General features: G+C 61.2%; 22 protein-coding genes. 14 read left to right on the top strand and 8 right to left on the bottom strand.

From position 1 onward, the window contains the following. Positions 1 to 46: 46 nt before the first annotated feature. From AB8A38_RS27835 to AB8A38_RS27785, 11 genes are all read left to right on the top strand, one after another. Positions 47 to 3,421, top strand: a complete 3,375-nt coding sequence (locus AB8A38_RS27835) for a hybrid sensor histidine kinase/response regulator (protein WP_439088116.1) — start codon at positions 47 to 49, stop codon at positions 3,419 to 3,421. Beyond that, positions 3,411 to 4,334 (top strand): response regulator, encoded by a 924-nt coding sequence (locus AB8A38_RS27830; protein WP_439088115.1) that lies wholly within the window; start codon positions 3,411 to 3,413, stop codon positions 4,332 to 4,334. The genes AB8A38_RS27835 and AB8A38_RS27830 overlap by 11 nt, the downstream gene beginning before the upstream one ends. Before the next feature lie 196 nt (positions 4,335 to 4,530). Continuing rightward, on the top strand, positions 4,531 to 5,736 hold the full coding sequence (locus AB8A38_RS27825; RefSeq protein ID WP_439088114.1) for an ABC transporter substrate-binding protein: 1,206 nt from the start codon (positions 4,531 to 4,533) through the stop codon (positions 5,734 to 5,736). A 6-nt stretch (positions 5,737 to 5,742) separates the two neighbouring features. Further along, a complete protein-coding gene (locus AB8A38_RS27820) occupies positions 5,743 to 7,470 on the top strand; it encodes an FAD-dependent oxidoreductase (protein WP_439088113.1) in 1,728 nt (575 codons plus the stop codon). After that, on the top strand, positions 7,470 to 8,237 hold the full coding sequence (locus AB8A38_RS27815) for an SDR family NAD(P)-dependent oxidoreductase (RefSeq protein WP_439088112.1): 768 nt from the start codon (positions 7,470 to 7,472) through the stop codon (positions 8,235 to 8,237). The genes AB8A38_RS27820 and AB8A38_RS27815 overlap by 1 nt, the downstream gene beginning before the upstream one ends. Positions 8,238 to 8,264: 27 nt before the next feature. Continuing rightward, positions 8,265 to 9,050 (top strand): IclR family transcriptional regulator, encoded by a 786-nt coding sequence (locus AB8A38_RS27810; RefSeq protein ID WP_439088111.1) that lies wholly within the window; start codon positions 8,265 to 8,267, stop codon positions 9,048 to 9,050. A 55-nt stretch (positions 9,051 to 9,105) separates the two neighbouring features. Then, positions 9,106 to 9,387, top strand: coding sequence for a type II toxin-antitoxin system HigB family toxin (locus tag AB8A38_RS27805; protein WP_439088110.1), 282 nt, complete (start codon positions 9,106 to 9,108; stop codon positions 9,385 to 9,387). Next, positions 9,375 to 9,800, top strand: coding sequence for a helix-turn-helix domain-containing protein (locus AB8A38_RS27800; RefSeq protein WP_439088109.1), 426 nt, complete (start codon positions 9,375 to 9,377; stop codon positions 9,798 to 9,800). The genes AB8A38_RS27805 and AB8A38_RS27800 overlap by 13 nt, the downstream gene beginning before the upstream one ends. 238 nt (positions 9,801 to 10,038) lie before the next feature. After that, positions 10,039 to 11,361, top strand: a complete 1,323-nt coding sequence (locus AB8A38_RS27795; RefSeq protein WP_439088108.1) for an ABC transporter substrate-binding protein — start codon at positions 10,039 to 10,041, stop codon at positions 11,359 to 11,361. Next, a complete protein-coding gene (locus AB8A38_RS27790; protein ID WP_315843119.1) occupies positions 11,358 to 12,317 on the top strand; it encodes a carbohydrate ABC transporter permease in 960 nt (319 codons plus the stop codon). The genes AB8A38_RS27795 and AB8A38_RS27790 overlap by 4 nt, the downstream gene beginning before the upstream one ends. Before the next feature lie 2 nt (positions 12,318 to 12,319). Next, entirely contained in the window at positions 12,320 to 13,132 is an 813-nt protein-coding gene (locus AB8A38_RS27785) for a carbohydrate ABC transporter permease (RefSeq protein WP_184518883.1), read from the top strand. A 4-nt stretch (positions 13,133 to 13,136) separates the two neighbouring features. Here AB8A38_RS27785 and AB8A38_RS27780 read toward each other — a convergent pair whose 3' ends face one another. From AB8A38_RS27780 to AB8A38_RS27750, 7 genes are all read right to left on the bottom strand, one after another. Then, positions 13,137 to 15,842, bottom strand: coding sequence for a molybdopterin-dependent oxidoreductase (locus tag AB8A38_RS27780; protein ID WP_439088107.1), 2,706 nt, complete (start codon positions 15,840 to 15,842; stop codon positions 13,137 to 13,139). Beyond that, positions 15,842 to 17,059, bottom strand: coding sequence for an NAD(P)/FAD-dependent oxidoreductase (locus AB8A38_RS27775; RefSeq protein ID WP_439088106.1), 1,218 nt, complete (start codon positions 17,057 to 17,059; stop codon positions 15,842 to 15,844). Before AB8A38_RS27775 ends, AB8A38_RS27780 begins: the two co-directional genes overlap by 1 nt. A 9-nt stretch (positions 17,060 to 17,068) precedes the next feature. After that, positions 17,069 to 17,494, bottom strand: coding sequence for a globin family protein (locus AB8A38_RS27770; protein ID WP_439088105.1), 426 nt, complete (start codon positions 17,492 to 17,494; stop codon positions 17,069 to 17,071). A 181-nt stretch (positions 17,495 to 17,675) separates the two neighbouring features. After that, positions 17,676 to 18,005, bottom strand: coding sequence for a globin domain-containing protein (locus AB8A38_RS27765; RefSeq protein WP_439088104.1), 330 nt, complete (start codon positions 18,003 to 18,005; stop codon positions 17,676 to 17,678). A 74-nt stretch (positions 18,006 to 18,079) separates the two neighbouring features. Then, positions 18,080 to 18,874, bottom strand: a complete 795-nt coding sequence (locus AB8A38_RS27760) for an ABC transporter ATP-binding protein (protein WP_439088103.1) — start codon at positions 18,872 to 18,874, stop codon at positions 18,080 to 18,082. 26 nt (positions 18,875 to 18,900) lie between these two features. Continuing rightward, positions 18,901 to 19,794: a nitrate ABC transporter permease gene (gene ntrB, locus AB8A38_RS27755; protein ID WP_315843124.1), complete on the bottom strand. Its 894-nt coding sequence runs from the start codon at positions 19,792 to 19,794 to the stop codon at positions 18,901 to 18,903. A 51-nt stretch (positions 19,795 to 19,845) separates the two neighbouring features. Then, on the bottom strand, positions 19,846 to 21,162 hold the full coding sequence (locus AB8A38_RS27750) for a CmpA/NrtA family ABC transporter substrate-binding protein (protein ID WP_439088102.1): 1,317 nt from the start codon (positions 21,160 to 21,162) through the stop codon (positions 19,846 to 19,848). A 416-nt stretch (positions 21,163 to 21,578) separates the two neighbouring features. On the opposite strand from AB8A38_RS27750, the gene AB8A38_RS27745 reads away from it, so the two are divergent. Continuing rightward, a complete protein-coding gene (locus AB8A38_RS27745) occupies positions 21,579 to 22,094 on the top strand; it encodes a hypothetical protein (RefSeq protein ID WP_315843126.1) in 516 nt (171 codons plus the stop codon). Between the two features lie 20 nt (positions 22,095 to 22,114). On the opposite strand, the gene AB8A38_RS27740 is transcribed toward AB8A38_RS27745, so the two are convergent. Continuing rightward, positions 22,115 to 23,026, bottom strand: coding sequence for an intradiol ring-cleavage dioxygenase (locus tag AB8A38_RS27740; RefSeq protein WP_315843127.1), 912 nt, complete (start codon positions 23,024 to 23,026; stop codon positions 22,115 to 22,117). 151 nt (positions 23,027 to 23,177) lie between these two features. Here AB8A38_RS27740 and AB8A38_RS27735 point away from each other — a divergent pair, with 151 nt between their 5' ends. After that, positions 23,178 to 24,434 carry a serine hydrolase domain-containing protein gene (locus AB8A38_RS27735; RefSeq protein ID WP_439088101.1) on the top strand — a complete coding sequence of 419 codons (1,257 nt, stop codon included), beginning with the start codon at positions 23,178 to 23,180 and terminating at the stop codon, positions 24,432 to 24,434. Between the two features lie 622 nt (positions 24,435 to 25,056). Beyond that, positions 25,057 to 25,428 (top strand): helix-turn-helix domain-containing protein, encoded by a 372-nt coding sequence (locus tag AB8A38_RS27730; RefSeq protein ID WP_089265251.1) that lies wholly within the window; start codon positions 25,057 to 25,059, stop codon positions 25,426 to 25,428. The last annotated feature ends 159 nt before the right edge of the window (positions 25,429 to 25,587 follow it).

Raw genomic sequence — 25,587 nt, 5'->3', positions numbered from 1 at the left:
TGCATCACGCAAACATGCGTAGTTTGACAGGGTCAGGAGCAAAGTAGTGGCAGGGCGGCAGCGTATCGACCGCGTGAGACGCCAGTACAATCAATGGGTCGCCAACCAGACCCTGGAGGATTACGCACTCCGCTTTACGGCGAAGAGCGCCAGGCGCTGGTCCGCCGCGCGGGTCGCCAACACGGCATTGGGCGCCATTTCGTTTCTCGCCCTCGAGGCCATCGGCGGCACCATCACCATCAATTACGGCATGACCAACGCCACAGCAGCGATCCTGGTGGTCAGCGTAATCATCTTCTGTTGCGGATTGCCGATCGCGTATTATGCCGCAAAATGCGGCATCGATATCGACCTCCTCACCCGCGGCGCCGGCTTCGGCTACATCGGCTCGACGGTCACGTCGCTGATTTATGCGTCTTTCACCTTCATCTTTTTCGCCATCGAGGCCGTCATTCTCGCCTCCGCGCTGGAGATGTGTTTCGATATTCCGCGCCCGATCGGCTACCTGATATCGGCCGTGGTCATCATCCCGCTGGTGACCCACGGCATCACGCTGATCAGTCGTTTCCAGCTCTGGACCCAGCCGATTTGGCTGGTGCTCAACCTGCTGCCCTTTGCAGCGATCGCCTATGCGAGCCGCGACTCCTTCGTGGCATGGACAAAATTTCCGGGTGACCACGGCAGCCCAGCCGGTCATCTGGATCTCCTGCTGTTCGGCACGGCCGCGTCGGTCGTATTCTCGCTGGTCGCGCAGATCGGCGAACAGGTCGACTTCCTGCGCTTCCTGCCGCGCGACCGCCGTAGCTCGCGAGCGAGTTGGTGGGTGGCGCTGCTATGCGCGGGCCCGGGCTGGATCATTGTCGGCGCGATCAAGCTGCTGGCCGGCTCGTTCCTCGCCTATTTCGCACTGACCCACGGCGTTTCAGCCGAGCACGCCGCCGAACCCGCGCATATGTATCTCGAAGCGTTTCGCTATGTGCTCTCCCAGCCCGATCTGGCGCTGGCTTTAACCGGCACCTTCGTGATCCTGTCGCAGCTCAAGATCAACGTCACCAACGCCTATGCCGGCTCGATCGCCTGGTCGAATTTCTTCTCGCGTCTCACACACAGTCATCCCGGCCGCGTGGTCTGGCTGGTGTTCAACGTGCTCGTTGCGCTGCTGCTGATGGAGATCGGCGTCTACAAGGCGCTGGAGCAGACGCTGGCGTTGTATTCCAACGTTGCGATTGCATGGGTCGGCGCGCTGGTCGCCGATCTCGTCATCAACAAGCCGCTCGGGCTGCGCCCGCAGCAGATGGAGTTCAAGCGCGCGCATCTCTACGACATCAACCCGGTCGGCGTCGGCGCCATGCTCGCTGCCACGGTGATGTCGGTCAGCGCCTTCTATGGATTGTTCGGCCCCACGGCCAAGGCGCTATCGCCATTCGTGGCGTTGATCACCGCACTCGCCACCGCCCCCATCATCGCCTTTGCCACGGGCGGAAAATACTACATCGCCCGCAAGCCGAAACGGGCCTGGCAGAACATGGCGACGATCCAGTGCTGTATCTGCGAACATTCCTTCGAGCCCGAGGACATGGCCCACTGCCCCGCCTATGCCGGTCCGATCTGCTCACTGTGCTGCTCGCTCGATGCCCGCTGCCACGATCTCTGCAAGCCGCATGCGCGGATCGACGCGCAGATGTCGGCGACATTCGGCAAATTGCTGCCGGAGCCGGTTCTGGCGCGGCTGAATTCGCAACTCGGACATTATCTCGGCGTGTTCGTGATGGCTGCCGGCCTCGTCGGTCTGACGCTGGGACTGATCTATCTGCAAACCTCCGCCGCAGCGCCGGGAGACAGTGCGCAGGTCTCGGAAGTGCTGTGGAAAGTGTTCTTCGCGCTGGCGATCATCATCGGCGTGGTGGCATGGCTGTTCGTGCTGGCCAAGCAAAGCCGTCGCGCCGCCGAAGCCGAGACCAAGCGGCAGACCACCCTGCTGATGCAGGAAATCGACGCCCACAAGCGCACCGATGCTGAATTGCAGCGCGCCAAGGAAGTCGCCGAATCCGCCAACCTCGCCAAGAGCCGTTATGTGGTCGGCCTGAGCCACGAGCTACGCTCGCCGCTCAATGCGATCAGCGGCTATGCGCAGCTGCTCGAGCAGGACGACAGCCTGCAGACCCGGCCGCGCGATCAGGTCCGGGTAGTGAAACGCAGCGCCGATCATCTGTCTGGCCTGATCGACGGCATTCTGGATATTTCCAAGATCGAGGCCGGGCGCCTCTATCTCTCGCGCGATGAGGTCCGTCTTACGGACTTCCTCGACCAGCTCGTCGGCATGTTCCGCCTGCAGGCCGCTGCCAAGGGCATCGATTTCGTGTTCCGGCGGCCGAACATTCTGCCGACGGTCGTCTATGCCGACGAGAAGCGTCTGCGGCAGATCCTGATCAACCTGCTCTCCAACGCCATCAAGTTCACGCAGACCGGCAGCGTGCAGTTCGTGATCCATTATCGCAGCCCGGTGGCCGAATTCGAGATTATCGATACCGGACCCGGCATCCGGCCGGATGACCTCGAGCTGATCTTCGCGCCGTTCGAGCGCGGCGCACTCGGCGCGGCACAGCCGCATACGGGAACAGGTTTGGGCCTCACCATCTCCAAGCTGCTGGCCGGCGTGATGGGTGGCGATATCCGTGTCAGCAGCGAGGTCGGTACCGGCAGCACATTCCGCGTCAAGATGCTGCTCTCCGAGGTGACCAATCCCACGCGTATCGCGCCGGTGGACGCGCCGATCTATGGCTATCACGGCGCGCGCAAGACCATTCTTGTGACCGACGACGATCCGACCCAGCGCGACCTCTTGCGTCAGGTGCTGACGCCGCTCGGCTTCATCCTGCTCAGCGCGCCGGATGGCCAGGCCTGTCTCAGCCTCGCCCAGCATTGCCGGCCCGATCTGTTCCTGCTGGATATTTCCATGGCCGGCATGGACGGCTGGACCGTCGCCGAAAAACTGCGTGCATCCGGCCACCATCAGGCCCGCATCCTGATGGTTTCGGCCAGCGCGCTGGAAGCCCATGGCGCGCCGCTCGCCCAGCCCTTCCATGATGGCTACCTCATGAAGCCGATCGAACTGCCGCGGCTGCTGGAACAGATCGGACAACTCCTGAAGATCGAATGGCAATACGAACGCGACGAAGTGGCACCTCTGCCGCAATGGACACCGAATAGCGGCACACGGCCGCCCGTGCATCATGTAGAGGAACTCATTAGCCTCGGGCAGATGGGGCACATTCGCGCCATCCAGCTCAAGCTCGATGAGATCGGCAACGATCACCCCGAACATGCCGACTTTGTCGCGCTGATGCGCTCGCTGATCGACCGTTTCGACCTCGATCAATACATGGCCACCTTGAAGACGCTGTACACCTATGACCACTGACAATAAAAAACGCGACGTCGCGCTGGTGGTCGATGACTCGCCCGAAACATTGCGGCTGCTAACCGATGCACTGGACGGCGCCGGCATGACCGTGATGGTGGCCATGGACGGCGCTGCTGCGATGCGCATCGTCGAGCAGATCACGCCGGATATTATCCTGCTGGATGCCGTCATGCCGGGGATCGACGGCTTCGAGACGTGCCGCCGGCTGAAGCGCGATGCGGGGCTCGGCGATGTGCCGGTGATTTTCATGACCGGTCTCTCCGAGACCGAACACATCGTGCGCGGCCTTGAGGCGGGCGGCGTCGATTACGTCACCAAGCCGATCATCATCGAGGAAATGCTGGCGCGCATCCGCGTGCACCTCGCCAATGCGCGGCTCACGCAAAGCGCACGCACGGCGCTGGATGTCTCCGGGCGCTTCCTCCTTGCCGTGAGCAGCAAGGGCAATATCCTGTGGGCCACGCCGCAGGCGCAGAAATTGCTCAGCGATCACCTGATCGCCGCCTCCAATGATGAATTGCTGCTGCCACCAGTCATGATGCAGTGGCTCGAGCAGATGCAGCGGCCGGGCGCCAAGCCGGCACCATCATCGGGCTTTCCGAGCAACGAGCTGCTGCGTCTGCAATATATGGGGAAAGTCGGCTCCGACGAATTCCTGTTGCGGCTCGCCAAGGAAAACGCGCCAACCGCTCCCGCCGAATTCAGCAAGGAGCTTGGCCTCACCGGCCGCGAGGGCGAAGTGCTGTCCTGGCTCAGCAAGGGCAAGAGCAACCGCGATATCGCGCAGATCCTTGGCCTCTCACCGCGCACCGTCGACAAGCATCTTGAGCAGATCTACGCCAAACTTGGCGTCGAGAACCGTACCGCGGCCGCGGCAATTGCGGTGAATGCGAGCCACAGGCGGCAATAGTCACGACGTGACCGTCGCGTAGTTCGACCACCGCTCCAATCAGTCTGATACTGCACCGCACGCGCGGTATCGCGGCGCATGCTCGCACCTTCCCGCGCGCGAATTCGCTATTGACAAACCTTTTCGCTAATATCTAATTTGCCGAAAAACAGAGAATGACTGGCCCGACACGAGGCCGCATTGGGGAGAGAAACAGATGACACGCCAATTCCTGGTGTGCGCAGCCGCGCTCACGCTTTGGACATCCACCGCTTCCGCTCAAGTCTCCGACGACGTCGTTCGCGTCGGTGTTCTCACCGATCTCTCGAGCTGGGGGCGCGACAACAGCGGCCCCGGCTCCGTCGAAGCCGCCAAGATGGCGCTTGAGGAATTCGGCCCGACAGTGCTCGGCAAACCGATAGAGATCATCAGCGCCGATCACCAGATGAAGTCGGACGTCGGCATTCAGATTGCTCGCAACTGGTTTGATGCCGGCAAGGTAGATGCCGTTGTCGATATCCCGAACTCCGCCATCGCCATCGCGGTTCATAATCTGGCGAAGGACCGCAACAAGATCGCACTGCTGTCCGGCCCCGGCGCAAGCACGCTCACGGATGAGCTGTGCAGCCCCAACACGGTCCACTTCACCTACGACACCTATGCGCTTGCGAAGGTGACGGCCTCTGCGGTGGTCGCCGGCGGTGGAAAGTCATGGTTCTTCATCACGGCCGACTACGCCTTCGGCAATCAGCTTGAACAGGACGCGACGCGCTTCATCAAGGCGAGCGGCGGCAGCGTGCTGGGCGGCGTTCGCCATCCGACCAACACCGCCGATTTCTCGTCCTTCGCATTGCAGGCGCAGAACTCGAAGGCTGAAGTCGTCGCCTTCGCCAATGCCGGCCAGGACACCGACAATTCGATCAAACAGTCCGGCGAATTCGGCCTCGTCAAAGGCGGTCAGAAACTGGTCGGCCTGCTGATGTTCGACACGGACGTGCATGCCATCGGACTGGAGGCGGCTCAGGGCACATACCTGACAACCGCGTCCTACTGGAACATGGACGACAAGACACGCGCCTGGTCGAAGAAGTTTTTCGACCGCACCAAGGTGATGCCGACCATGATCCAGACCGGCGTCTATGGCTCGGTGCTGCACTATCTCCAGGCCATCAAGGCTGCCGGCACCGACGATCCGGCCAAGGTAATGGCCAAGATGCGCGAACTGCCCATCGAGGACACGTTCGTGCATGGCGGCAAGCTGCGCGAGGACGGCCGCGTCATCCGCGACATGTATCTGGCCCGCGTCAAGAAGCCATCGGAGTCCAAGGAGCCTTGGGACTATCTCGACATCGTCAAGACCGTGAAGGGCGATGACGCGTTCCGGCCCATCTCTGAATCGAAATGCCCATTGCTGAAGAAGTAAGGTCTCATGGCTGCTGATCCCAAAGCGAATATCGAGCTCTATGAATGCGACGTACTGGTCGCCGGCTCCGGCTGCTCCGGCATGTCGGCGGCGATCACAGCAAAACATAGCGGGCTCGATGTCCTGATCGTCGAAAAGGAGCCGCGGTTCGGTGGCACGACCGCGCGCTCCGGCGGCTGGCTGTGGATCCCCGGCACGTCGCTGGCGCGCGCATGGGGCATCAATGAGGGTCCTGACGAGGCGCGCACCTATCTGCTGCATGAAGCCGGCAACAGCTTTGACGCCGCGCGCGTCGATGCGTTCCTCGCTGCAGGGCCGGAGGCGATCGATTTCTTCACCTCCAAGACGGCGGTACGCTTCGACATGCCGCTGACCTTTCCCGATTACGATGCGGAGGCGCCCGGCGGCAAGCAGGGTGGCCGTTCCATGGTGGCGCGGCCGTTCGACGGGCGTGAGCTCGGCGATCACATCAAGGATATCGGCGCGCCGCTGCCCGAACTGACGGTGTTCGGCATCATGCTCGGCTCCGGCAAGGACATCATCCATTTCATGCGCGCGACGAAGTCGCTGACCTCGGCCGTCTATGTGGCCAAGCGACTGTCTAAGCATTTCCTGAACGTCCTGCGCTATGGTCGTGGCATGACACTGACCAACGGCAACGCCCTCGCCGGCCGGCTCGCCAAATCCGCCTTCGACCTCAAGATCCCGCTCTGGTTATCGTCCCCGGTGCGCGAACTGATCATCGAGAACGGCGCGGTCCGCGGTGCCATCGTCGAGCGCAACGGCAAGCGCGTTCGCATCTTCGCACGCCGCGGCGTGGTGCTTGCGTGCGGCGGCTTCCCGCATGACATCGAACGGCGCAAGGCGATGTTTCCGCATGCACCGACGGGCCGAGAGCACTATTCGCCCGGTCCAACCGGCAATACCGGCGACGGTCTTCGTCTGGCCGAGTCCGTGGGCGGCCGTGTCGAAGATTCATTGCCGAATGCCGCTGCCTGGGTGCCGGTCTCCGTCACCCATCGCAAGGACGGCAGCAAAGGCGTGATGCCCCATTTCATCGATCGCGCCAAACCGGGTGTGATTGCCGTGATGCGTGACGGTGCCCGCTTCGCCAATGAAGGCAATTCCTACCACGCGTTCGTTCAGCAGATGATGAAAGCGGCGAAGCCTGGCGAGGAAATCGCGGCCTGGCTTGTTTGCGACCACCGCGCCTTGCGCCAATACGGACTCGGCGCCGTGCCGCCCTTCCCGATGCCGATCGGCCAGTATCTGAACTCGGGCTATCTTATCAAGGGTAACACGCTCGAAGAGCTCGCCAGCAAGGCCGGCATCGATGCCGGCGGCTTCGTCACCACTGTCGCGCAATTCAACAACACTGCCGCTGAAGGCCGCGACCCCGCCTATGGCAAGGGCTCCCGCGCCTATAACCGCTATCAGGGCGACGCCAACCACGGGCCGAACCCCTGCGTCGCGCCAATCGAACAGGGGCCATTCTATGCCATCAAGATGGTGATCGGCGATCTCGGCACTTATGCCGGCATCAGGACCGATGCGCAGGCACGCGCGCTCGATGCCGGCGGTCAGGTCATCAACGGCCTCTATGCGGCCGGCAATGACATGGCGAGCATCATGGGCGGTAATTATCCCGGCGCCGGTATCACGCTCGGCCCCGCGCTCACCTTCGGCTATATCGCCGGCCGCCACCTCGCCGGCACACCGGTAAAGGCAGCATGATGGCCAGCTTCGCACCCGATCTGCTGAGGGGTCAATTGGCGCTTGTAACGGGTGCTGCCGCTGGCAACGGTCGTGCGATTGCGCTGGGTCTGGCTGCGCATGGCGCCGATGTCGTTGTCACCGACATCGACCGCGACGGTGTTGCGCGCACCGCAAACGATATTGCGGCCATAGGGCGGCGATCGTGGCCTCACCATCTCGACGTCACGGACGTCGATGCCTGCCGACAGCTCGCACAGACCGTCAAAGCGAGTGCCGGCGACATTTCGATCCTGATCAACAATGCCGGCATCATCATTCGCGAGGGCATCGACGCCGAGCGCGCGGTTGAGAACTGGCGGCGCGTGCTCGATGTCAATCTCAATGGCGTATTCAATGTGACCCACGCGTTCCTGCCAGCCTTGCGCGCGCGGCGCGGCAACGTGATCAATCTTGGCTCCATCGCCTCTTTCGTCGGGGTCGCCGATACGCTCGGCTATTCGCCGTCCAAGGGCGGCGTGAAGCTTCTGACGCAAGCGCTGGCGCGCGAAGTTGCCAAAGACGGCGTGCGCGTCAACGCCATTGCGCCGGGCGTGATCGAGACGGCCATGACCGAGGCAACGCGCAACGATCCCGCGCGACTGGCCGGCTTTCTCGGCCGCACGCCGCTGGGCCGCGTCGGCCAGCCCGATGAGCTGATAGGCCCTGTGGTCTTCCTCGCCTCACCCATGGCGTCCTATGTCACGGGCGTGACCTTGCCAGTGGATGGCGGCTTCCTGGCCGTGTAGTGTCCGCGGCACTGGTTTGGGGCAAGCATGGCTAAAGAGAGTCGCGGCATACAATCGATCGAGGTCGGAGGTGAATTGCTGCAAGCGCTGGTGCGCAATGGTGAACCGATGATGCTGCGGGATCTGGCGCGCGAGGCCGGCATGTCGCCAGCCAAGGCGCATCCCTATCTCGCCAGCTTTTCACGCATCGGCCTGATCGAGCAGGATCCGTCCACCGGCCGCTATGAATTCGGAGCGCTCGCCCTCGAACTCGGCATTGTGACGCTGCGTCGCCTGTCGGCCGTCCGCGTGGCAACGCCAGCCATCACGGCATTGGCCGGCACCATCGACCACGCCGTCTCACTGGCGATCTGGGGTACCCATGGACCGACCGTGGTGCGCATGGAGGAGCCCAGCCACCCTGTGCACATCGCCATGCGCGTGGGCTCCACGGTGTCGCTGCTCGAGACCGCGACGGGGCGGATATTCGCGGCCTTCATGCCACCCGCGACCATCAATGCCGCGCTCACCGAGAATCTCGATCGGCTCTCGATCGGCTACGACCCGAACCGGAAGATAAAAGGCCCGGCCATCGACAAGATCCTCGCCGACATTCGCACGCGGGGGCTGGCCCGCGCTGTCGGCGAACCCCTGCGCGGCGTCAACGCATTTTCAGCGCCGGTGTTCGACCATAGCGGCGCGGTGGTCCTAGCGGTGACTGCCATGGGCGCGGTGGGCACATTCGACGTCAACTGGAACAGCCCGATCGCCAGCGCCCTGCTCGATTGCACCAATACGATCTCGCGTCGGCTCGGCCGCGACGTCAAGGACTGAGCAGCGCAGCAGACGGCCTTGCACAATATCTCAATTTGAGATATTGTGCAGCTGCATGCGGGTTATCTCAAACAGCGCATTGGTGAGCTTCTCCGCCACGCATTCCGCGGCATCGATACCGCTGCAGGCGTGGCGTAAGATCGTGGAATCGCGCTTATTCAAGAATTTCGCTGAGATGAAGGCGACTTTCAACGCCATCGATCGTGTCGGCCCGTATTACGTTTTCGATGTCGGGGGCAATAAATTCCGTATCGTTGCCGCCATCCATTTCGATAAACAACGCCTGTATGTCAGGCACGTGTTCACTCACAAGGAGTACGACGCATGGAAACCATGACGCTGACCCGTGCGGAGGTCGATGATCTCGCCGAGCATCTGAGCGCCATTTCAGCGCGCATTCCGCTTCAAACGATCAGATCAAAGCGCAACTACAAGACAGCGACGGCTGCGATGAATGCACTCCTCGATGCAGGCGGCGCCGATGAGAGCAATCCGCTGTCGGCACTCGTTAGCCTCCTCGGCGAACTGATTGCCGATTATGAAGACGCGCATTCTTCGCCCAAAACAATATCGCCAGCCGACATGTTGCGTTTTCTGATGGATCAGCACGGCCTCAGCCAGGGCGACTTGCCCGAAGTTGGAAGCCAGGGCGTTGTGTCAGAAATCCTCAGTGGGAAACGTGACCTGAATGTGCGTCAGATCAGGCTCCTATCCGAGCGTTTTGGCGTTGGACCGCAGGCATTCGTCTAACGACTGAGGTATCACGTCCGGCCTCGCCGTCACCACCCTGCCTTGAGCCAGCGCGTCGGTGCCGACCGGGAACGCAGGTCAAGCCGGCGAAGACAACGGGTGCAAAGTTGTCTGACAACCCGACGCGTGGCCTTGTCGCCCCAGTCCATCGTGTTACGATCCCTCAGGCGCATCTCCGGTCCACGGGGAGCGACCATAAAATCACCGCCGGTCAAGGCGGCTCGAGGGAGGATGACACATGGCTCTTTACGGCCCGACACGTCGCGCCTTTGTGCAGGGGGCGCTCGCCACCAGCGCGCTTGGCCTCACCGGCATTCCGGCTTTCGCCGATCCCGCCTGGAAGAAGTACGCAGGCACCACGATTGAAGCCAATCTGATCAAGGGCCCGCGCGGCGAACTGCTGCAGAAATACGCCTCCGAATTCACGGAATTGACCGGCATCAAGGTCGAATCCGAGGTGATCCCGGAGCAGCAGCAGCGCCAGAAGGCCGTGATCGAGCTCACCTCCGGCAAGCCCAGCTTCGACGTCGTGCATGTCAGCTACCACGTCCAGAAGCGTCAGTTCGAAAAGGCCGGCTGGCTCGCCGATCTCACCGGATTCATGAAGGATCCGAACCTGACCGCGCCGGACCTGAAAGTGGAAGACTTCTCCGCCGGCGGCCTGCAATTCGCGCAGAACGACAAGGGCGAGATGCATTCGCTGCCGTGGTCGGTCGACTATTTCATCCTGTATTACAACAAGGAGATGTTCGCCAAGAAGGGCGTCGCAGTTCCGAAGACCATGGATGAGATGGCGGCGGCTGCCGAGAAGCTCAACGATCCCGCCAACGGCATCTACGGTTTCACCGGGCGTGGGCTCCGCAACGCCAACATGACGCTGTGGACCAACTTCTTCCTGAACTATGGCGGCGAATTCCTCGATACCAAGGGCAATATCCTGACAGACGGTCCTGAGGCCATTGAGGCCACCAAGATGTATCAGCGCCTTCTCACCAAGACGGCGCCTCCCGGCGTCGCCGGTTTCAACTGGATGGAGTCGATGGCGTCGCTGACGCAAGGCCGCGCAGCCATGTGGATCGACGGCGTTGGCTGGGCACCGCCGATCGAGGATCCCAATGCATCGCGCGTGGTCGGCAAGATCGGCTACACCGTCGTGCCCGCCGGACCGAAGGGGCAATTCTCCGCCGCCTATGGCGACGGCATCGGTATCGCCAAGACCTCGACCAAGAAGGAAGCCGCCTATCTCTATTGCCAATGGGCGGTGTCGAAGACCATGGGTGCCCGGCTGTTGCAGAGCGGCGGCGGCGTGCCGTTCCGCAACTCGATCCTCAATGACGAGACGGTGCGCAAGGGCGTGAAGAACCAGGAATGGCTGGATTCGGTGATCGCCTCGGCCAAGATCAGCAAGCTCGGCCTGCCGGTCATCGTTCCCGTCGCCGAATTCCGCGATCTCGTCGGTGCCGCCGTCACTGCCACACTCGCAGGCGCGGATCCGGCTACCGAGCTGAAGAAAGCCCACGAACAGTTCCGGCCGATTCTGGAGCGCAGCGAAAAATCGTGAGTGAACTGACAGCGGGAAAGGCAGTCGCCAAAACGACCGCAACGGTCGCGGCCGAAGCGGCGACTGCGCAAAAGAACGAGTGGCGGCCAATTTCCTATTGGCCGTTCGTGATTCCAGCGATGATCGTCGTCATGGCGGTCATCATCTTCCCGTGGGTCTATACGATCTGGATGAGCCTTCACGAATGGAAGGTCGGCCAAGCGCCGACCTTCGTCGGCTTCGCCAATTATCTCAGGCTGCCAAGCGATGCGCGTTTTGTGGAATCCGTGGGGCATACCCTGGTCTATACGGCGCTGTCGGTCGCGCTGCCGCTGATCCTCGGCACACTGGCGGCGGTGATTTTCAACAACAAGTTTCCGCTGCGCGGCTTCTTCCGCGGGCTCTTCATCCTGCCGATGATGGCAACGCCGGTCGCTATCGCCCTGGTGTGGACGATGATGTTTCACCCACAACTCGGTGTGTTGAACTATCTGCTGTCGCTGTTCGGCCTGCCGCCATCGCTCTGGGTGTTTCATCCCGCCACCGCGATCCCGTCGCTGGTGCTGGTGGAGACGTGGCAATGGACGCCGCTGGTCATGCTGATCGTGCTCGGCGGCCTCAGCGCCATTCCGACCGAGCCCTATGAAAGCGCCCAGATCGACGGCGCGACTCCGTGGCAGACCTTCCGCTACATCTCGCTGCCGATGATCATGCCGTTCCTGTTCATCGCGGCGATGATCCGCATGATCGACGCCGTGAAGAGTTTCGACATCATCTTCGCCATTACGCAAGGCGGTCCCGGCAGCGCCTCGGAAACCATCAACCTCTATCTCTACAGCGTCGCCTTCGTCTATTACGACGTCGGCTACGCTTCCGCGATCGTGGTGGTGTTCTTCGCGCTCATCGTCGCTCTCGCCGGCGCGCTCTTGCATTTGCGTCAACGCACCCACTGGAACGAAGCCGGAGGCAGTGCCTGATCATGCGGGACTTTCTCAACAAACTCGGCCTGACCTTCGCCTTCATCGTCATCGTCTCGCCGGCGGTGCTGTTCTTCCTCTGGATGCTGTCGCTGTCGCTGAAATTCGAGATCGACAACGCCTCCTATCCGCCGGTCTTCATCCCTGATCGTATCAATTGGGGCAATTACGCTGCCGTCATCGAATCCAAGCGGTTCATGACCTATTTCTTCAACACGCTGATCGTCACCGGCTCGGCGACCTTGTTCGCTCTCGTCATCGGCGTGCCTGCCGGTTACGGCATCGCGCGTATGCGTGCGCGCAAATCGGCCATCGTGATCCTGATCGCGCGCATCACCCCCGGCCTGTCCTATCTGATCCCGCTATTCCTGCTGTTCCAATGGCTTGGCCTGCTCGGTACGTTGTGGCCGCAGATCATCATCCATCTCGTGGTCACCGTGCCGATCGTGATCTGGATCATGATCGGTTATTTCGAGACGACGCCGATGGAGCTCGAAGAGTCCGCCATCATCGACGGCGCTACCCGCTGGCAGGTGTTCCGCCACGTCGCGCTGCCGATCGCCCGCTCCGGCATCGCCGTTGCCTTCATCCTCTCGGTGATCTTCTCCTGGAATAATTTCGTGTTCGGCATCGTGCTGGCAGGCCGCGAGACGCGCACGCTGCCCGTCGCGGTCTACAACATGATCTCATTCGATCAGTTGAGCTGGGGGCCGCTGGCGGCGGCGGCGCTGATCGTAACACTGCCGGTGCTGTTGCTGACAATGTTTGCACAAAGGCAGATTGTGGCCGGACTGACCGCGGGCGCGGTGAAGTGACGAGTTAACTTGCAGCAACCTTGCGCTGCTCATCGGGCGCCGTTTCGCTCGCCGCGATCAGGCGCTTGAGCTCCGGTATGCACGAGCCGCAATTGGTGCCGGCCTTGAGCTTCGCGCCGATCTCCGCTGCCGTACCCGCACCTGCCGCGATGGCATCGCAGATGGTGTTACGGCCGACGCCGAAGCAGGCGCAGACGATGGGCCCTGCACTCGCAGCACCGTCGGCGGACTTTCCAGAGAGCAGCGTGCGGCGCTGGTCGTCGCTGACGGTCTCGGCGGCGAACAACTCCTTCACAGCATCCCAGGAGAGCGCCCCCTCCGTCGGGCCGATGAACAGACAGGTCTCGATCCCGTCATCCTTGAACGACACCGCGCGATACACGCCTTGGCCGGCGTCTTCGTATTCAGCGGCATCATCGCCCAGCAACGGCTTCAGCCAGTTCTGCCAGGTCTCAACATCGGTATTGTCCGAGAGCAGATAACCGACGCCGCCCGTGACCGCGACGCGCGCCCATTGCACACCGAACGGCATCTCCAGCGGACTACGCGACAGCACGAAGCCACGCTGTGCAAACACCGCAGGTGCGATCGCCACCGGCGTCGCCTTGTTCTCGGGCTGACCGGAGAACGGATCGGTAATCGGCGCAACAAGCCCGCCGACGCGCGCGAAGCCTGCGGTCTCGTCATTCCAGTGGATCGGCGCGAACAGCATGCCGCGCTGCTGGCGTTCGCTGACAATGACTTTCAGCACGCACTCGCCATAGTCGGTGGTCAGCCGCGCATGGCCGCCATCGACGATGGCGAACTGCGCGGCATCGTCCGGATGGATCTCGACGAACGGCTCCGGAATATGCTGACCGAGCCGCGGGCTGAGGCCCGTGCGCGTCATCGTGTGCCACTGATCGCGAACGCGGCCAGTGTTCAAACGCAGCGGGCGCTCGATCGACACCTGCGTGCGCAGCTCCGGCGCCTCCGGCGCGATGAAACGCGCGCGCCGGTCGTTGGCGTAGAATTGGCCATCGGCGAAGAAGCGCGCCTGCGGCTTCGTCGTGCCCTGACGCACCGGCCATTGCACCGGGGCCATGGTGTCGAAGGCCTCATCCGAGACCTTCATCAACCCGCCGATATCGAAGTCGCGGTTGCCGTTGTTCTCGAAGGCCGAAAGGGCCGCGTGCTCGCGAAAAATCTCGGCGGCCGATGTGTAGGCAAATGACGCGCCATAACCCAGGCGCTTGGCGACTTCGCTCAGCGCCCACCAGTCCGGTCGCGCCTCGCCAGGCGCCCGCAGGAACGAGCGCTGCCGCGACACGCGGCGTTCGGAATTGGTCACCGTGCCGGACTTCTCGCCCCAGGCTAACGCCGGCAGCAGCACATGCGCACCGGCATTCACGGTATCGTTGGAGCGCACATTCTCCGACACCACGAACAGATCGAGCTTGCTCAGCGCCGCGCGCACGGCATCGGCATCCGGGAGCGACACCGCGGGATTGGTGCCCATCACCCACAACGCCTTGATCTCGCCACGGCCGATGGCTTCGAACATCTGCACGGCCTTGAGGCCTTCATGGGTGGCGATATGCGGTGCCTTCCAGAACCGGCGCACGCGGTCGATATCGACAGGCGTGAAGCCCATATGGGCTGCGAGCTGGTTGGCGAGGCCGCCGACCTCGCGGCCACCCATGGCATTGGGTTGGCCGGTGAGCGAGAACGGCGACGCGCCGGGCTTGCCGATGCGGCCGGTGGCCAGATGGCAGTTGAGGATCGCATTGACCTTGTCGGTGCCCTGCGCCGACTGGTTGACGCCCTGCGAATACAGCGTGACCACACGCGGTGTCGCCTTGAACATCTGGAAGAAGGTCGCGACATCGATCTCGTCGAGTCCGGTCGCCTTTGCTGTCGCCGCCACGCTGGCGGCGATGGTTCTAGCCCGCGCCAGCGCGTCGTCAAAGCCTGACGTATGCTCATCGATATAGCTGCGGTCGAGCGCTCCGTTGTCGGCGAGATAGGCAAACAGCCCGCTGAACAACGCGGTATCGGTGCCGGGCTTCAGGCCGAGAAACAGATCGTCATCGCCAACCGTGTCGGTGCGGCGTGGATCGATCACGACGATCCGTGCGCCCCGCGTCTGCTTGTTGGCCAGCATGCGCTGATACAGCACCGGATGGCACCAGGCGGCATTGGAGCCGACCAGCACCAGCAGATCGGCTTGGTCGAGATCCTCGTAGCACCCCGGCACCGTATCGGCGCCAAACGCGCGCTTGTGGCCAGCGACTGATGACGCCATGCAGAGCCGCGAATTGGTATCGACATTGGCGCTGCCGAGAAAGCCCTTCATCAACTTGTTGGCGACGTAGTAATCCTCAGTCAGCAACTGGCCGGAGAGATAAAATGCCACGGCACTCGGGCCATGTTCGGCGACGACCTTCCGAAATCCCTCGGCGACATGATCCAGCGCATCGCCCCAGGCGACCTGCACCATCTCGCCATCGTCGCCCCGCATCATCGGATGCAGCAGGCGCTCGTCGAGGCTCAGCGTTTCGCCGAGCGCCGATCCTTTCGAGCAGAGTCGGCCGAGATTGGCGGGATGCGCGGGATCGCCCGTAATCGCTGCGCCACCGTTGCCGTCCGGCGTCGCCAGCACACCGCAACCGACGCCGCAGTAAGGGCATGTGGTGCGCGTGGCGTGCAAATGCGGATCGACCGCGTTCATCACGCCGCCTCCGCGCGGACGGCGAGTGCGCGGCCGAACATCATCTCGGCGCGGATATCGGAAATATCAGCGGCGCTGCGGATCAGTTCGAGGTACCACAGCGCATCCTGGGTATCGCCGACCAGCACGGCGCCAGTGAGCACGCCATCTGCGATCACCAGCTTCTTATAAGTGCCCCGGCGGACATCGTTGAGCAGCAGCGTCTCGCTGCCTTCGCCCGCCATGAAATCTCCGGCGGAGAACACGCTGACACCGGAGACCTTGAGATTGGTAGAGAGCACGCTGCCCGTATAGGCAGCAGCCTTGCCCGCGAGATGGCGCGCCAACACCCTGGCCTGTTCGTAGGCGGGCTCGACGAGACCATAGCAGGTGCCGCGATGCTCGGCGCATTCGCCGAGTGCGAAGACGTCGTCGGTTCCGGTTGCCATCTGGTCGTTGACGACAATGCCGCGATTGACCGGGATTTCCGCTTCCTTGGCGAGCGATGTGTTGGGCCGAATACCGGCCGCAAAGATCACCGCGTCCGCATCAAGCGTGCGGCCATCGGCGAGCTCGACGCTCTCGACACAATTGCTGCCGTGAATACGCGCCGTATTGGCGTTGAGCAAAATCCTGACGCCCTTGCGCTCGACCAGTGTCTTCAGGAGGTTCGCTGCAGGTGCATCCAGCTGACGTTCCATCAGCCGGTCCATCAGATGGATCAGTGTGACGTCAGCGCCCGCCTTGGCGAGACCATAGGCAGCTTCGAGACCAAGCAGGCCGCCGCCGACCACGACGACACGCTTCTTCTGCGCGGCAAGTTCGAGCAGCAGGTCCACGTCGCGGCTGTCGCGGAACACATGCACGCCCTTGAGATCACCACCGGGCACCGGCAGCCGCAGTGCGGATGAACCGGTGGCGATAACCAGCTTTGAGAACGGCACATGTTTGCCGGTCGATGTCGTGACCTCACGCGCGGCCATATCGATGGCGGTCGCCGTTGCGCCGTATTTCAGCGTGACGCCGCGGTCGCGCCACCAGGCAGCGGGCTTCAGCTCAATCTCTTGCGATGTCGCCTCACCGGCCAATACCGACGACAGCAATACGCGATTATAGGCGAGCCGCGGTTCGTCTCCGATGACGGCGATGGCGTATCGACCAAGCGCGCATTTCGCCAGCTCGTCCACGAGCCGAGCCGCTGCCATTCCATTACCAATGATGACCAGCGGCTCGCTCACGTCATATCCTTACTCGGCCGCCTGCGCTGCGCCGTAGGCTTCAGAAATCATGTAGCCGGACAGCGTGCCATAGGCCGCGGTCCAGGCTGCGGCGAGTTCGGGCGTCCATGCGTCGCCGAGGCCCTTCTCCAGGGTCCACAGCAGCGCACCGCCGACGATCGGATAATGTTCGGCCTCTACGCCGTAGGCCACGTGCTGCTTGGCGAGCGCGCTCGCTGCAGGCAGTACGGTTTCGAGCCGCGTCAGGCCCGTGACGACGACACCAAGCGTCGCCATCAGTTTGCGACCCTGCTCCTTCATGTCGCCGCGAAACATCGGCTTCACTTGCGGGGCAACCTCGAAGAGACGGCCGTAGAACAATTCCGCAGCCACATCGGAAATCGGCGCGACTTTCTTGAAACTATCCTGAACCAGAGCGACGTCGGACGCATTCATGCTAACTCTCCTTGGAGTGGAAGGTGAGCTTGTGTGTCGCGCCGCGTGAGCAAATGTTCAGCGCGCGATAAAATGCGATGTGGTTCTAGTGATAGGCCGCAGAAATCATGCGCGCCGCCAGGAAATTGTAGACCTTGTGCCACGAGGCTTCGACCTCGGGCGTCCAGCGCTCGCCAAGCCCCTACCCCAGACTCCAGAACAGTGCCTCGCCGACAGACTCGTAGTGCGCAGCTTCCACGCCATAATGCACATGGTCTTTCGCGAGCTTGCCGATCACTGACAGCAGGCCTGTGATATTGTCGAGACTGCCGACGATCACCGCCAGCGTTGCGATGAACTTGTGCTTCAGCTGCGCCATGTCGCCGCGAAACAGCGGGCGCGTTTCCGGCAATGTCTCGAACAGCCGCGCATAAAACAGATCCACCATGACCGAGGAGTTCGGCCACATCTGATCGAATGACGATTGTACGCGCATGATTTCTTCGCGCGTCAGGCCTATCGAACGACTCATGATTTGCAGCTATCCGGAAAGTCTGAGCCGCATTCATTCGGTTTATCCTCGGAAGTCAAGAGGTAACAAGATGCTTACGCGGCTTCGACGAACTTGTGGCGCTCATACAGGAATTCGAGCACGCGCTTGCGGCAGTCGAGATAGACCGGGTTACTCGCCAGTTCGAGACGCTGACGCGGTCGTGCGAGCGGCACATCGAGCACTTCGCCGATGGTTGCTGATGGCCCGTTGGTCATCATCACGATGCGGTCCGACAGCAGTACGGCTTCGTCCACGTCATGGGTGATCATGACGATGGTGTTGCCGAGTTTCTGATGCAGCGCCATGACCGAGTCCTGCAAATGAGCGCGGGTCAGTGCGTCGAGCGCACCGAACGGCTCGTCCAGCAACAGCACCTTGGGCTCCATCGCGAGCGCACGGGCAATGCCGACGCGCTGCTTCATGCCGCCGGAGATTTCCGAGGGGCGCTTGTCCTTGGCATGCGTCATCTGCACGAGATTGAGATTGTGCATCGTCCATTCGTCGCGCTCGGCGCGGGACTTGGTCTTGGCAAACACCTTGTCCACGCCAAGACGGACGTTCTGATAAACCGTCAGCCACGGCAGCAGGCTATGGTTCTGGAACACGACGGCCCGATCAGGGCCGGGCGAATTGACTTCGCGATCCTCAAGGAGGACCCCGCCGACCGTTGCACGTGTCAGGCCGGCGATGATGTTGAGCATCGTCGACTTGCCGCAACCGGAATGGCCGATAATGGAGACGTATTCACCCTTGCCGAGGTTGAGGTTGATATCCTTCAACACCTCGGATGAGACCTTGCCGCGGGTGAACACCTTGTCGACGTGGTCGAGCTTCAGATATGCCTTCATGATATCTCTCCTTAGCTGACCAGGTGTTAGCTGACCGAAGTGCCGTGGGTGACGAGCTTGCCCAGACCCGCGATCAAGCGGTCGAGCACGAAGCCAACGATGCCGACGTAAAACAGCGCCAGGATGATCTCGCTCATATGCGAGGAATTCCAGGCGTCCCAGATGAAGAAGCCGATGCCCACGCCGCCGATCAGCATTTCAGCCGCGATGATGGCGAGCCATGACAGGCCGATACCAATGCGCAGACCGGTGAAAATATAGGGCGCAGCCGCCGGCAGCATGACTTTCCAGAAAAATTCCACCGGATTGAGCTGCACCACGGCGGCGACGTTGCGATAGTCCTGCGGAATATTCCGGATACCGACAGCCGTGTTGATAATGATTGGCCAGATCGAGGTGATGAAAATCACGAAGATTGCCGAAGGCTGACCGTCACGGAAGGCCGCAAGCGCCAGCGGCAGCCAGGCCAGCGGCGGAATGGTGCGCAACACCTGGAAGATCGGATCGAGGCCACGCATCGCCCAGACCGACTGGCCAACCAGCGTGCCAAGCGCGATGCCGACGACGGCAGCGAGCGAGTAGCCATAGGCCACACGCAGGAGACTGGCCGAGATATGCCAGAACAGACCCTTATCCAGACCGCCATTGTCGAAGAACGGATCGAAGATCAGTTCCTTGGTGTCCTTGTAGACCTTAGAGGGCGGCGGGAGCGTCGAGCCGGTGCGCCGACACAAGAGCTCCCACATCACACCAAGCAGGAGGACGACGATCAGCGGCGGGATGACCCGCGCCGCTGTCTCTTTCGCCATCTTGGCGTATCTTTCAAAACTTACCGGCTGCTTGGGAGACAGTGCGACGCTCGCCACCGGCGGCTTCGCCAGTGCCGTTGCCGGCTCCGTCTTGATAGCTTGCATGTTCATCGCACTGTCTCCGTCATTTCAGCTAGTCCGCATCGGTCCCAAACGTGTGTCTCAGGCTTCGACGCGCTTGATGGCGAGCGACTTGAGGTAGGCTGCCGGATTTTCGGGATCGAAGACCTTGCCGTCGAAGAAGGTCTCCTTGCCGCGCGAGGTCGAAGTCGGGATTTCGGCGGCAGCGACGCCCATGGTCTTCGCCGCGTCACGCCAGATATCCTCGCGGTTGACTTTGGCGATCAGCGCCTTGCTATCGAAGCCGGGCTCGTATTTGCCCCAGCGGATGTCTTCGGTCATGAACCAGAGGTCGTGGCTCTGAAACGGATAGGACGCAAAGTCCTTCCAGTACTTCATGATATGCGGCGAGTTCTCGACCACCTTGCCGGTGCCGTAGTCGAACTTGCCACGGGCACGATCGAGGATGTCCTCGACCGGGCAGTTGATCCACTGCCGCTTGCCCATGATGGTGGCGAGCTCTTCCTTGTTCTCCATCTTGTCGGCCCACTGCTGGGCTTCCATGATGGCCATGGTGATGGCCTTCGCCGCCTTCGGGTTCTTGTCGACCCAGGCCGCTCGCATGCCGAGCGACTTCTCCGGATGCTTGTTCCAGAGCTCGCCGGTGTTCAGCGCGGTGTAGCCGATCTTCTGGTTGACGGTCTGGCCGGGCCACGGTTCGCCGACGCAAAACGCGTCCATCGTGCCGACCTTCATATTCGCCACCATCTGCGGCGGCGGCACGGTGATGGTCTCGACATCCTTGTCGGGATCGATGCCGCCGGCGGCGAGCCAATAGCGGATCCAGAGATCATGCGTCCCGCCCGGGAAGGTCATCGCCACCTTCACGGACTTGCCTGCGGCCTTCTTCTTCTCGAACGCGGCCTTCAGCGGTGCAACGTCGAGGCCGACTTTCAGATCGAGATATTCGCTGCCGACCGAAATGCACTGCGCATCGAGATTAAGACGCGCGAGGATGTACATCGGCGTCGGCTGATTGTTCTGGGTGACCTTGCCCGACGAGATCAGATACGGCATCGGCGTCAGGATATGCGCGCCATCGATGCCGTTGCCTTCTGAGCCGAGCACCATGTTGTCGCGCAGCGTGCCCCACGAGGCCTGCTTCGACACTTCCACATCAGGCATGCCGTATTTGGCGAACATGCCCTTGTCCTTGGCAACGAATAGCGGGCCGGCATCGCTTAATGCGATGAAGCCGAGCTTGGCGCCTTTCACTTCGGGCCCGGCATCCTGCGCGAAAGCGCCGCCGGGGAAGTTCAGTCGGGCGGCCGCGAGCAAGGCAGCGGTTCCCGCGCCGGCTTTCAGAAGCTGGCGGCGGCTGATTTTGCGGCCCGGCTTGTTGGTCTCTGACTTCGTCATGTTCTGATGTCGTCCTTTCGCGCCTCGGATCGCCTGCACCGTCATTGGCCCCTCGTCACAGAGCACCTCGGTCGAAGGCGTACGGACATAGCGGCGCGTCTGGGGGAAGCCCCATGATGGCAATGCTGGCTGGTGATTGATTGTGACGGCTACAATGGCGTCGCTAAGAACTATTCAAAGTTCGTGCCAATCGCCGCCTGATGGAAATTTCGATAAATTTCAGCCACTTGCCCCGAGGCAGCAGGACCAGCGCGAAGAGCCACGCGCATCGAAAATTTGCGGGTCGCTTATTTATTGTGCGACGCACGCAGAATAGGCAGTGAATTGCAAGGTACTATTTTGCCGACTTCGTCGGCATGCCGGCCCGTGGATCGGTGCTATCAACCAGGTCCAATTTCTAGCAAACGGACCGCTTCATGCTGACCATTCCGGTGATCACCGAACCCGCCCTCTCGTCGCTTCGGAAGGTAATCAGCACCCTGAAGGCGGCGACCGTGGTGTCCGCGGCGGCGATCCTGTCTCAGGGCAAAAGCGACCTCGAAGCGAATGCGGCGGCAGCGTTCGGTCATTTCGAGGACGTCTCACGGCAACTTCATATGTTCCGAAAAGCTGTCCTTGAGGACGCGCTGATACCGACCAAAGACAACGCTCTCACTGTGGATGTCGATATCGATGCTCTCGATCGTGTCATCGACGATGTCGATCACCAGATCGCACAAACCAAAGGCGCACTCCACGCAGTCGTCGAGAGTTCTGATCGCAGCGGGCTCGAGGCCTTTGCCGAGCGCATCGGCGCACTCGGCCGCGCGCTATTAGGCATGGTCACCCTCATCGCGCCATCGGCAGCACACAGCGACGCCCCGTTCCTGTTCGATCAATTCTTCCTGGAGTCGCTGCAGGAACTCTCGCAACGCGACTGGAGCGCGACCTGACCGCAGATCGCTGGGATCGCTTACGCTCCAGCCGTTTCCGGCATCATCGGCTGCGGAACCGCGCCGTCGCCCGGCTTCATCCGGAAATTATAGGTCATCAGATGCCACGGCCCGGTGGCAGGCTGACCATCCGGCATGAAGGCATCGCTGCGCTTCTCGACTGTGGCGATCAGATCGTCCTTCACGCCGAACACCACATCGGAGTCGAGATATTCGTCGCCTTCAATGAAGACGTGGGTAATCAGCGGCTCATAGCCGGGCGCCGCGACGAGAAAGTGCACATGCGCCGGACGCATCGGATGACGTCCCGTCTTCAACACCAGACCTCCGGCCGGACCATCGGTCGGGATTGGATAGCTGCAGGGCAAAATGGTGCGGAAGAACAGCCGACCATCGCTGTCGGTGATGAAGCGCGCGCGCGACGACGGACCCTGCGTGGCATAGCTAGCCTTCTGCGAGTCGTAGAAACCGTCATCATCGGCATGCCAGATATCGACCGGCACGCCCGCCAGCGCGTTGCCATCGAGATCGGTGACGCGGCTCTGCACGAACATGCGCTCACCCGTGAGGCCCGGCGAGATATCGGCGCCATGCGCCATCACGGGATGCTCGCCGACATAGAACGGCCCGAGCACCGTCGTCTGTGTGGCCCCCTCACGCTCCCTGTGGTTGACGGCGTCGACCAGCATCGAGACGCCCAGCACGTCAGAGAGCAAAATGAATTCCTGCCGGATCGGTGTGCATTTCTGGCCCGTGCGGGTCAGAAAATCGATCGCCACTTCCCATTCACCGAAGGTGAGATCGGTCTTACGCACATAGTCGTGCAATGACTTCACGAGTTCTTGCAGCAGGAATTTCGTGCGCGGATCGGACGTCTTGTCGAAGCTCTGGATGACGGCCGCAGTGAGTTCAGTGTCATTGAATTGGGTCATAATTCCATCCTGAGCAACGCGCGCTATTGCATCTTTAAGAATACACCAAACAGAGCTTCACGTAAGCTCGCCGCGCTACAAACCCATATGGACAACCGCTGATTTTCATCCTTAGAAACGAGCCGCGTCCACACATCGGAGTGATGTTGCAATGCCATCGTCCCAAAGCCTGAGCCCTTCCTCTGCATCACCCGAACAGGTCGGCATGTCGACCGCCGCACTGGCCCGCGTCGAAGCGCATCTCAAGCAGCGCTACGTCGATGCCGGCCGTTTTTCCGGCACACAGCTTCTGGTCTATCGCCGCGGCGAGATCGTGCACAGCGCGACGCAGGGCTTTGCCGATCTCAAGCGAAAGATCGCCGTCAAGGACGACACAATTTTCCGCATCTATTCGATGACCAAGCCGATCACGTCGGTCGCCTTCATGATGCTGGTGGAGGAAGGGCGTGTCACGCTCGATGAACCCGTGCACAAATATATTCCGGAATGGGCAAATCTCGGCGTGTTTCAGGCCGGCGTGATGGCACCATTCCTGACGAAGCCACAGGCCCGTCCGATGCAGATCATCGACCTGCTACGTCACACGTCGGGACTCACTTACGGCTTCCAGCAGCGCACCAATGTCGACGCCGCCTATCGTGCACTCAAGATCGGCGAGATCGAAAAATCCGGCACGATGGCATCGATGATTTCGGATCTGGCGAAGGTCCCCCTGGAATTCTCCCCGGGGGATGCATGGAATTATTCGGTCTCGACCGACGTGATCGGCTATCTCGTCGAGAGGATCAGTGGACAGCCATTCGAACAATTTCTGCAGGAACGTATCTTCGATCCGCTCGGGATGACGGATACCGGATTCTATGTACCGCCCGACAAGGCGCATCGCTTTGCTGCCTGCTACGCCGCCGACGGCAAGGGCGGCTTCGTTATTCAGGACGATCCCGCGACGAGTTCGTTCCTGTCCCCGCCCTCGATGATTTCCGGCGGCGGCGGTCTATGCTCCACCGCCGCGGACTATCTCACCTTCTGCCGCGCCCTCCTCAATGGCGGCGCGCTCGGCGACGTGCGCCTACTCGCTCCGAAGACGATTGCGCTGATGACCAGCAATCATTTGCCCGGCGGCGCCTACGTCGCCGACATGTCGACATCCATGTTCAGCGAAACGAGCTATGCCGGCGTCGGCTTCGGACTTGGATTTTCGGTGATGATGAATCCGGTCAAGACCATGATCCCCGGCAGCGCCGGTGAGTATGGATGGGGTGGCGCGGCGAGCACGGTGTTCTGGATAGACCCGGCCGAACAGCTGATCGCAATCTTCATGACGCAGTTGTTGCCATCGAGCGCCTATCCGGTTCGGCGCGAGCTGCGTACCATGATCTACTCCGCGATTACCGACAGCAATGTTTAGTAACGAACGGTATGATCAATATTGCTCAGTCGGTGCGCACCACTGGACACCGGTCGCGTTCAGCACGAATCAAATGAAATTCTCTCCCAGTGAGAATTTGGAATGAAACTTCCGGTGCGCATGGGACGTAGCAACAACCACCCACGGAATTGTGATATTATATCGGCGCTACACAGGAGATCGTAAAATGCGAAATTGCCGCTGCAAATCGCATGGAATGCTGCATGCCAGAGATTTGCAGCTTACGAATGCGAACGACTCTCAGTTATCTTGCGTGCGTCAGGCGAGTCACGTGTGTATAGCATGATGACCAACTTGTACTTTCGCTTCCGCTCCTAGGCCCGTGTCGATAGAAATTGAGTTGCGGTTTGCGTTTGAAGTTTTGCAAGCGATGCGAAGTAGCAACGGAATACCGCAAGATTTTTGCGTACGATAGGATGACCCTCGCGATTAGGTATCGATCAATTCGAGTATCGCGACGATTTCAGCCATCCCAATCGTGATGACGATGTGTATAACAGAGATGCCTTTGAAAGTTAGCTTTAAGGGCTCTCGGGCTAAGAAGCTCTAACCAAGAAAATAAAACCAAACTTTCTTATTCAAACAAGCTGAATGGTGACGAATGAAGCAACGTAGCGCCGGCAAACCCGACATTGAGATGGGCAAGAGGATCCGTCTGCGTCGTGTTGAGCAGAAAATTTCGCAGGCGGATTTAGGCGAAAAGCTGGGCGTCAGCTTCCAGCAGGTTCAGAAGTACGAGAAAGGTGTCAATCGCGTTGGCGCTGCGCGTCTTCAGCAGATTGCGACGGCGCTCGATGTGCCGGTCACCTTCTTCTACGATGGCGATGGCAAGAGCCGCGAAGTGGAAAGCTTGCTGTTCCTCGATAGCGCTTTCAGCCTCCGCTTGCTTCGTGCTTACAGCCGCATCAAGAGCCAGACGGTCCAGCGCCAGATGGTCGTCCTGATGGAAGCGATCGCCGACGAAGAGAAGTAATCGTCGCATGGCCGCCGGAGCGACCCGGCCGCTGATCGGCTCGATTTCAATCCCCCTCGACACGAAAAGAACTCGCCGTAACCGCGGCGAGATTTTTGCAGGTCTGCACCTAGCGGTGGCACAGTTGTTGCTGGAATATTCGTGAACCTCAGGGGGAGC

This window comes from Tardiphaga sp. 839_C3_N1_4, from assembly GCF_051811045.1.
Classification (GTDB): domain Bacteria; phylum Pseudomonadota; class Alphaproteobacteria; order Rhizobiales; family Xanthobacteraceae; genus Tardiphaga.
This window is presented reverse-complemented; position numbering and strand designations above follow the sequence as displayed.

Coding starts and splice junctions, on each gene's coding strand:
- AB8A38_RS27830 (WP_439088115.1), top strand. CDS start 3,411: ATGACCACTGACAATAAAAAACGCGACGTCGCGCTGGTGGTCGATGAC.
- AB8A38_RS27825 (WP_439088114.1), top strand. CDS start 4,531: ATGACACGCCAATTCCTGGTGTGCGCAGCCGCGCTCACGCTTTGGACA.
- AB8A38_RS27820 (WP_439088113.1), top strand. CDS start 5,743: ATGGCTGCTGATCCCAAAGCGAATATCGAGCTCTATGAATGCGACGTA.
- AB8A38_RS27815 (WP_439088112.1), top strand. CDS start 7,470: ATGGCCAGCTTCGCACCCGATCTGCTGAGGGGTCAATTGGCGCTTGTA.
- AB8A38_RS27810 (WP_439088111.1), top strand. CDS start 8,265: ATGGCTAAAGAGAGTCGCGGCATACAATCGATCGAGGTCGGAGGTGAA.
- AB8A38_RS27805 (WP_439088110.1), top strand. CDS start 9,106: ATGCGGGTTATCTCAAACAGCGCATTGGTGAGCTTCTCCGCCACGCAT.
- AB8A38_RS27800 (WP_439088109.1), top strand. CDS start 9,375: ATGGAAACCATGACGCTGACCCGTGCGGAGGTCGATGATCTCGCCGAG.
- AB8A38_RS27795 (WP_439088108.1), top strand. CDS start 10,039: ATGGCTCTTTACGGCCCGACACGTCGCGCCTTTGTGCAGGGGGCGCTC.
- AB8A38_RS27785 (WP_184518883.1), top strand. CDS start 12,320: ATGCGGGACTTTCTCAACAAACTCGGCCTGACCTTCGCCTTCATCGTC.
- AB8A38_RS27780 (WP_439088107.1), bottom strand. CDS start 15,842: ATGAACGCGGTCGATCCGCATTTGCACGCCACGCGCACCACATGCCCT.
- AB8A38_RS27770 (WP_439088105.1), bottom strand. CDS start 17,494: ATGAATGCGTCCGACGTCGCTCTGGTTCAGGATAGTTTCAAGAAAGTC.
- AB8A38_RS27765 (WP_439088104.1), bottom strand. CDS start 18,005: ATGAGTCGTTCGATAGGCCTGACGCGCGAAGAAATCATGCGCGTACAA.
- AB8A38_RS27760 (WP_439088103.1), bottom strand. CDS start 18,874: ATGAAGGCATATCTGAAGCTCGACCACGTCGACAAGGTGTTCACCCGC.
- ntrB (WP_315843124.1), bottom strand. CDS start 19,794: ATGAACATGCAAGCTATCAAGACGGAGCCGGCAACGGCACTGGCGAAG.
- AB8A38_RS27750 (WP_439088102.1), bottom strand. CDS start 21,162: ATGACGAAGTCAGAGACCAACAAGCCGGGCCGCAAAATCAGCCGCCGC.
- AB8A38_RS27745 (WP_315843126.1), top strand. CDS start 21,579: ATGCTGACCATTCCGGTGATCACCGAACCCGCCCTCTCGTCGCTTCGG.
- AB8A38_RS27740 (WP_315843127.1), bottom strand. CDS start 23,026: ATGACCCAATTCAATGACACTGAACTCACTGCGGCCGTCATCCAGAGC.
- AB8A38_RS27735 (WP_439088101.1), top strand. CDS start 23,178: ATGCCATCGTCCCAAAGCCTGAGCCCTTCCTCTGCATCACCCGAACAG.
- AB8A38_RS27730 (WP_089265251.1), top strand. CDS start 25,057: ATGAAGCAACGTAGCGCCGGCAAACCCGACATTGAGATGGGCAAGAGG.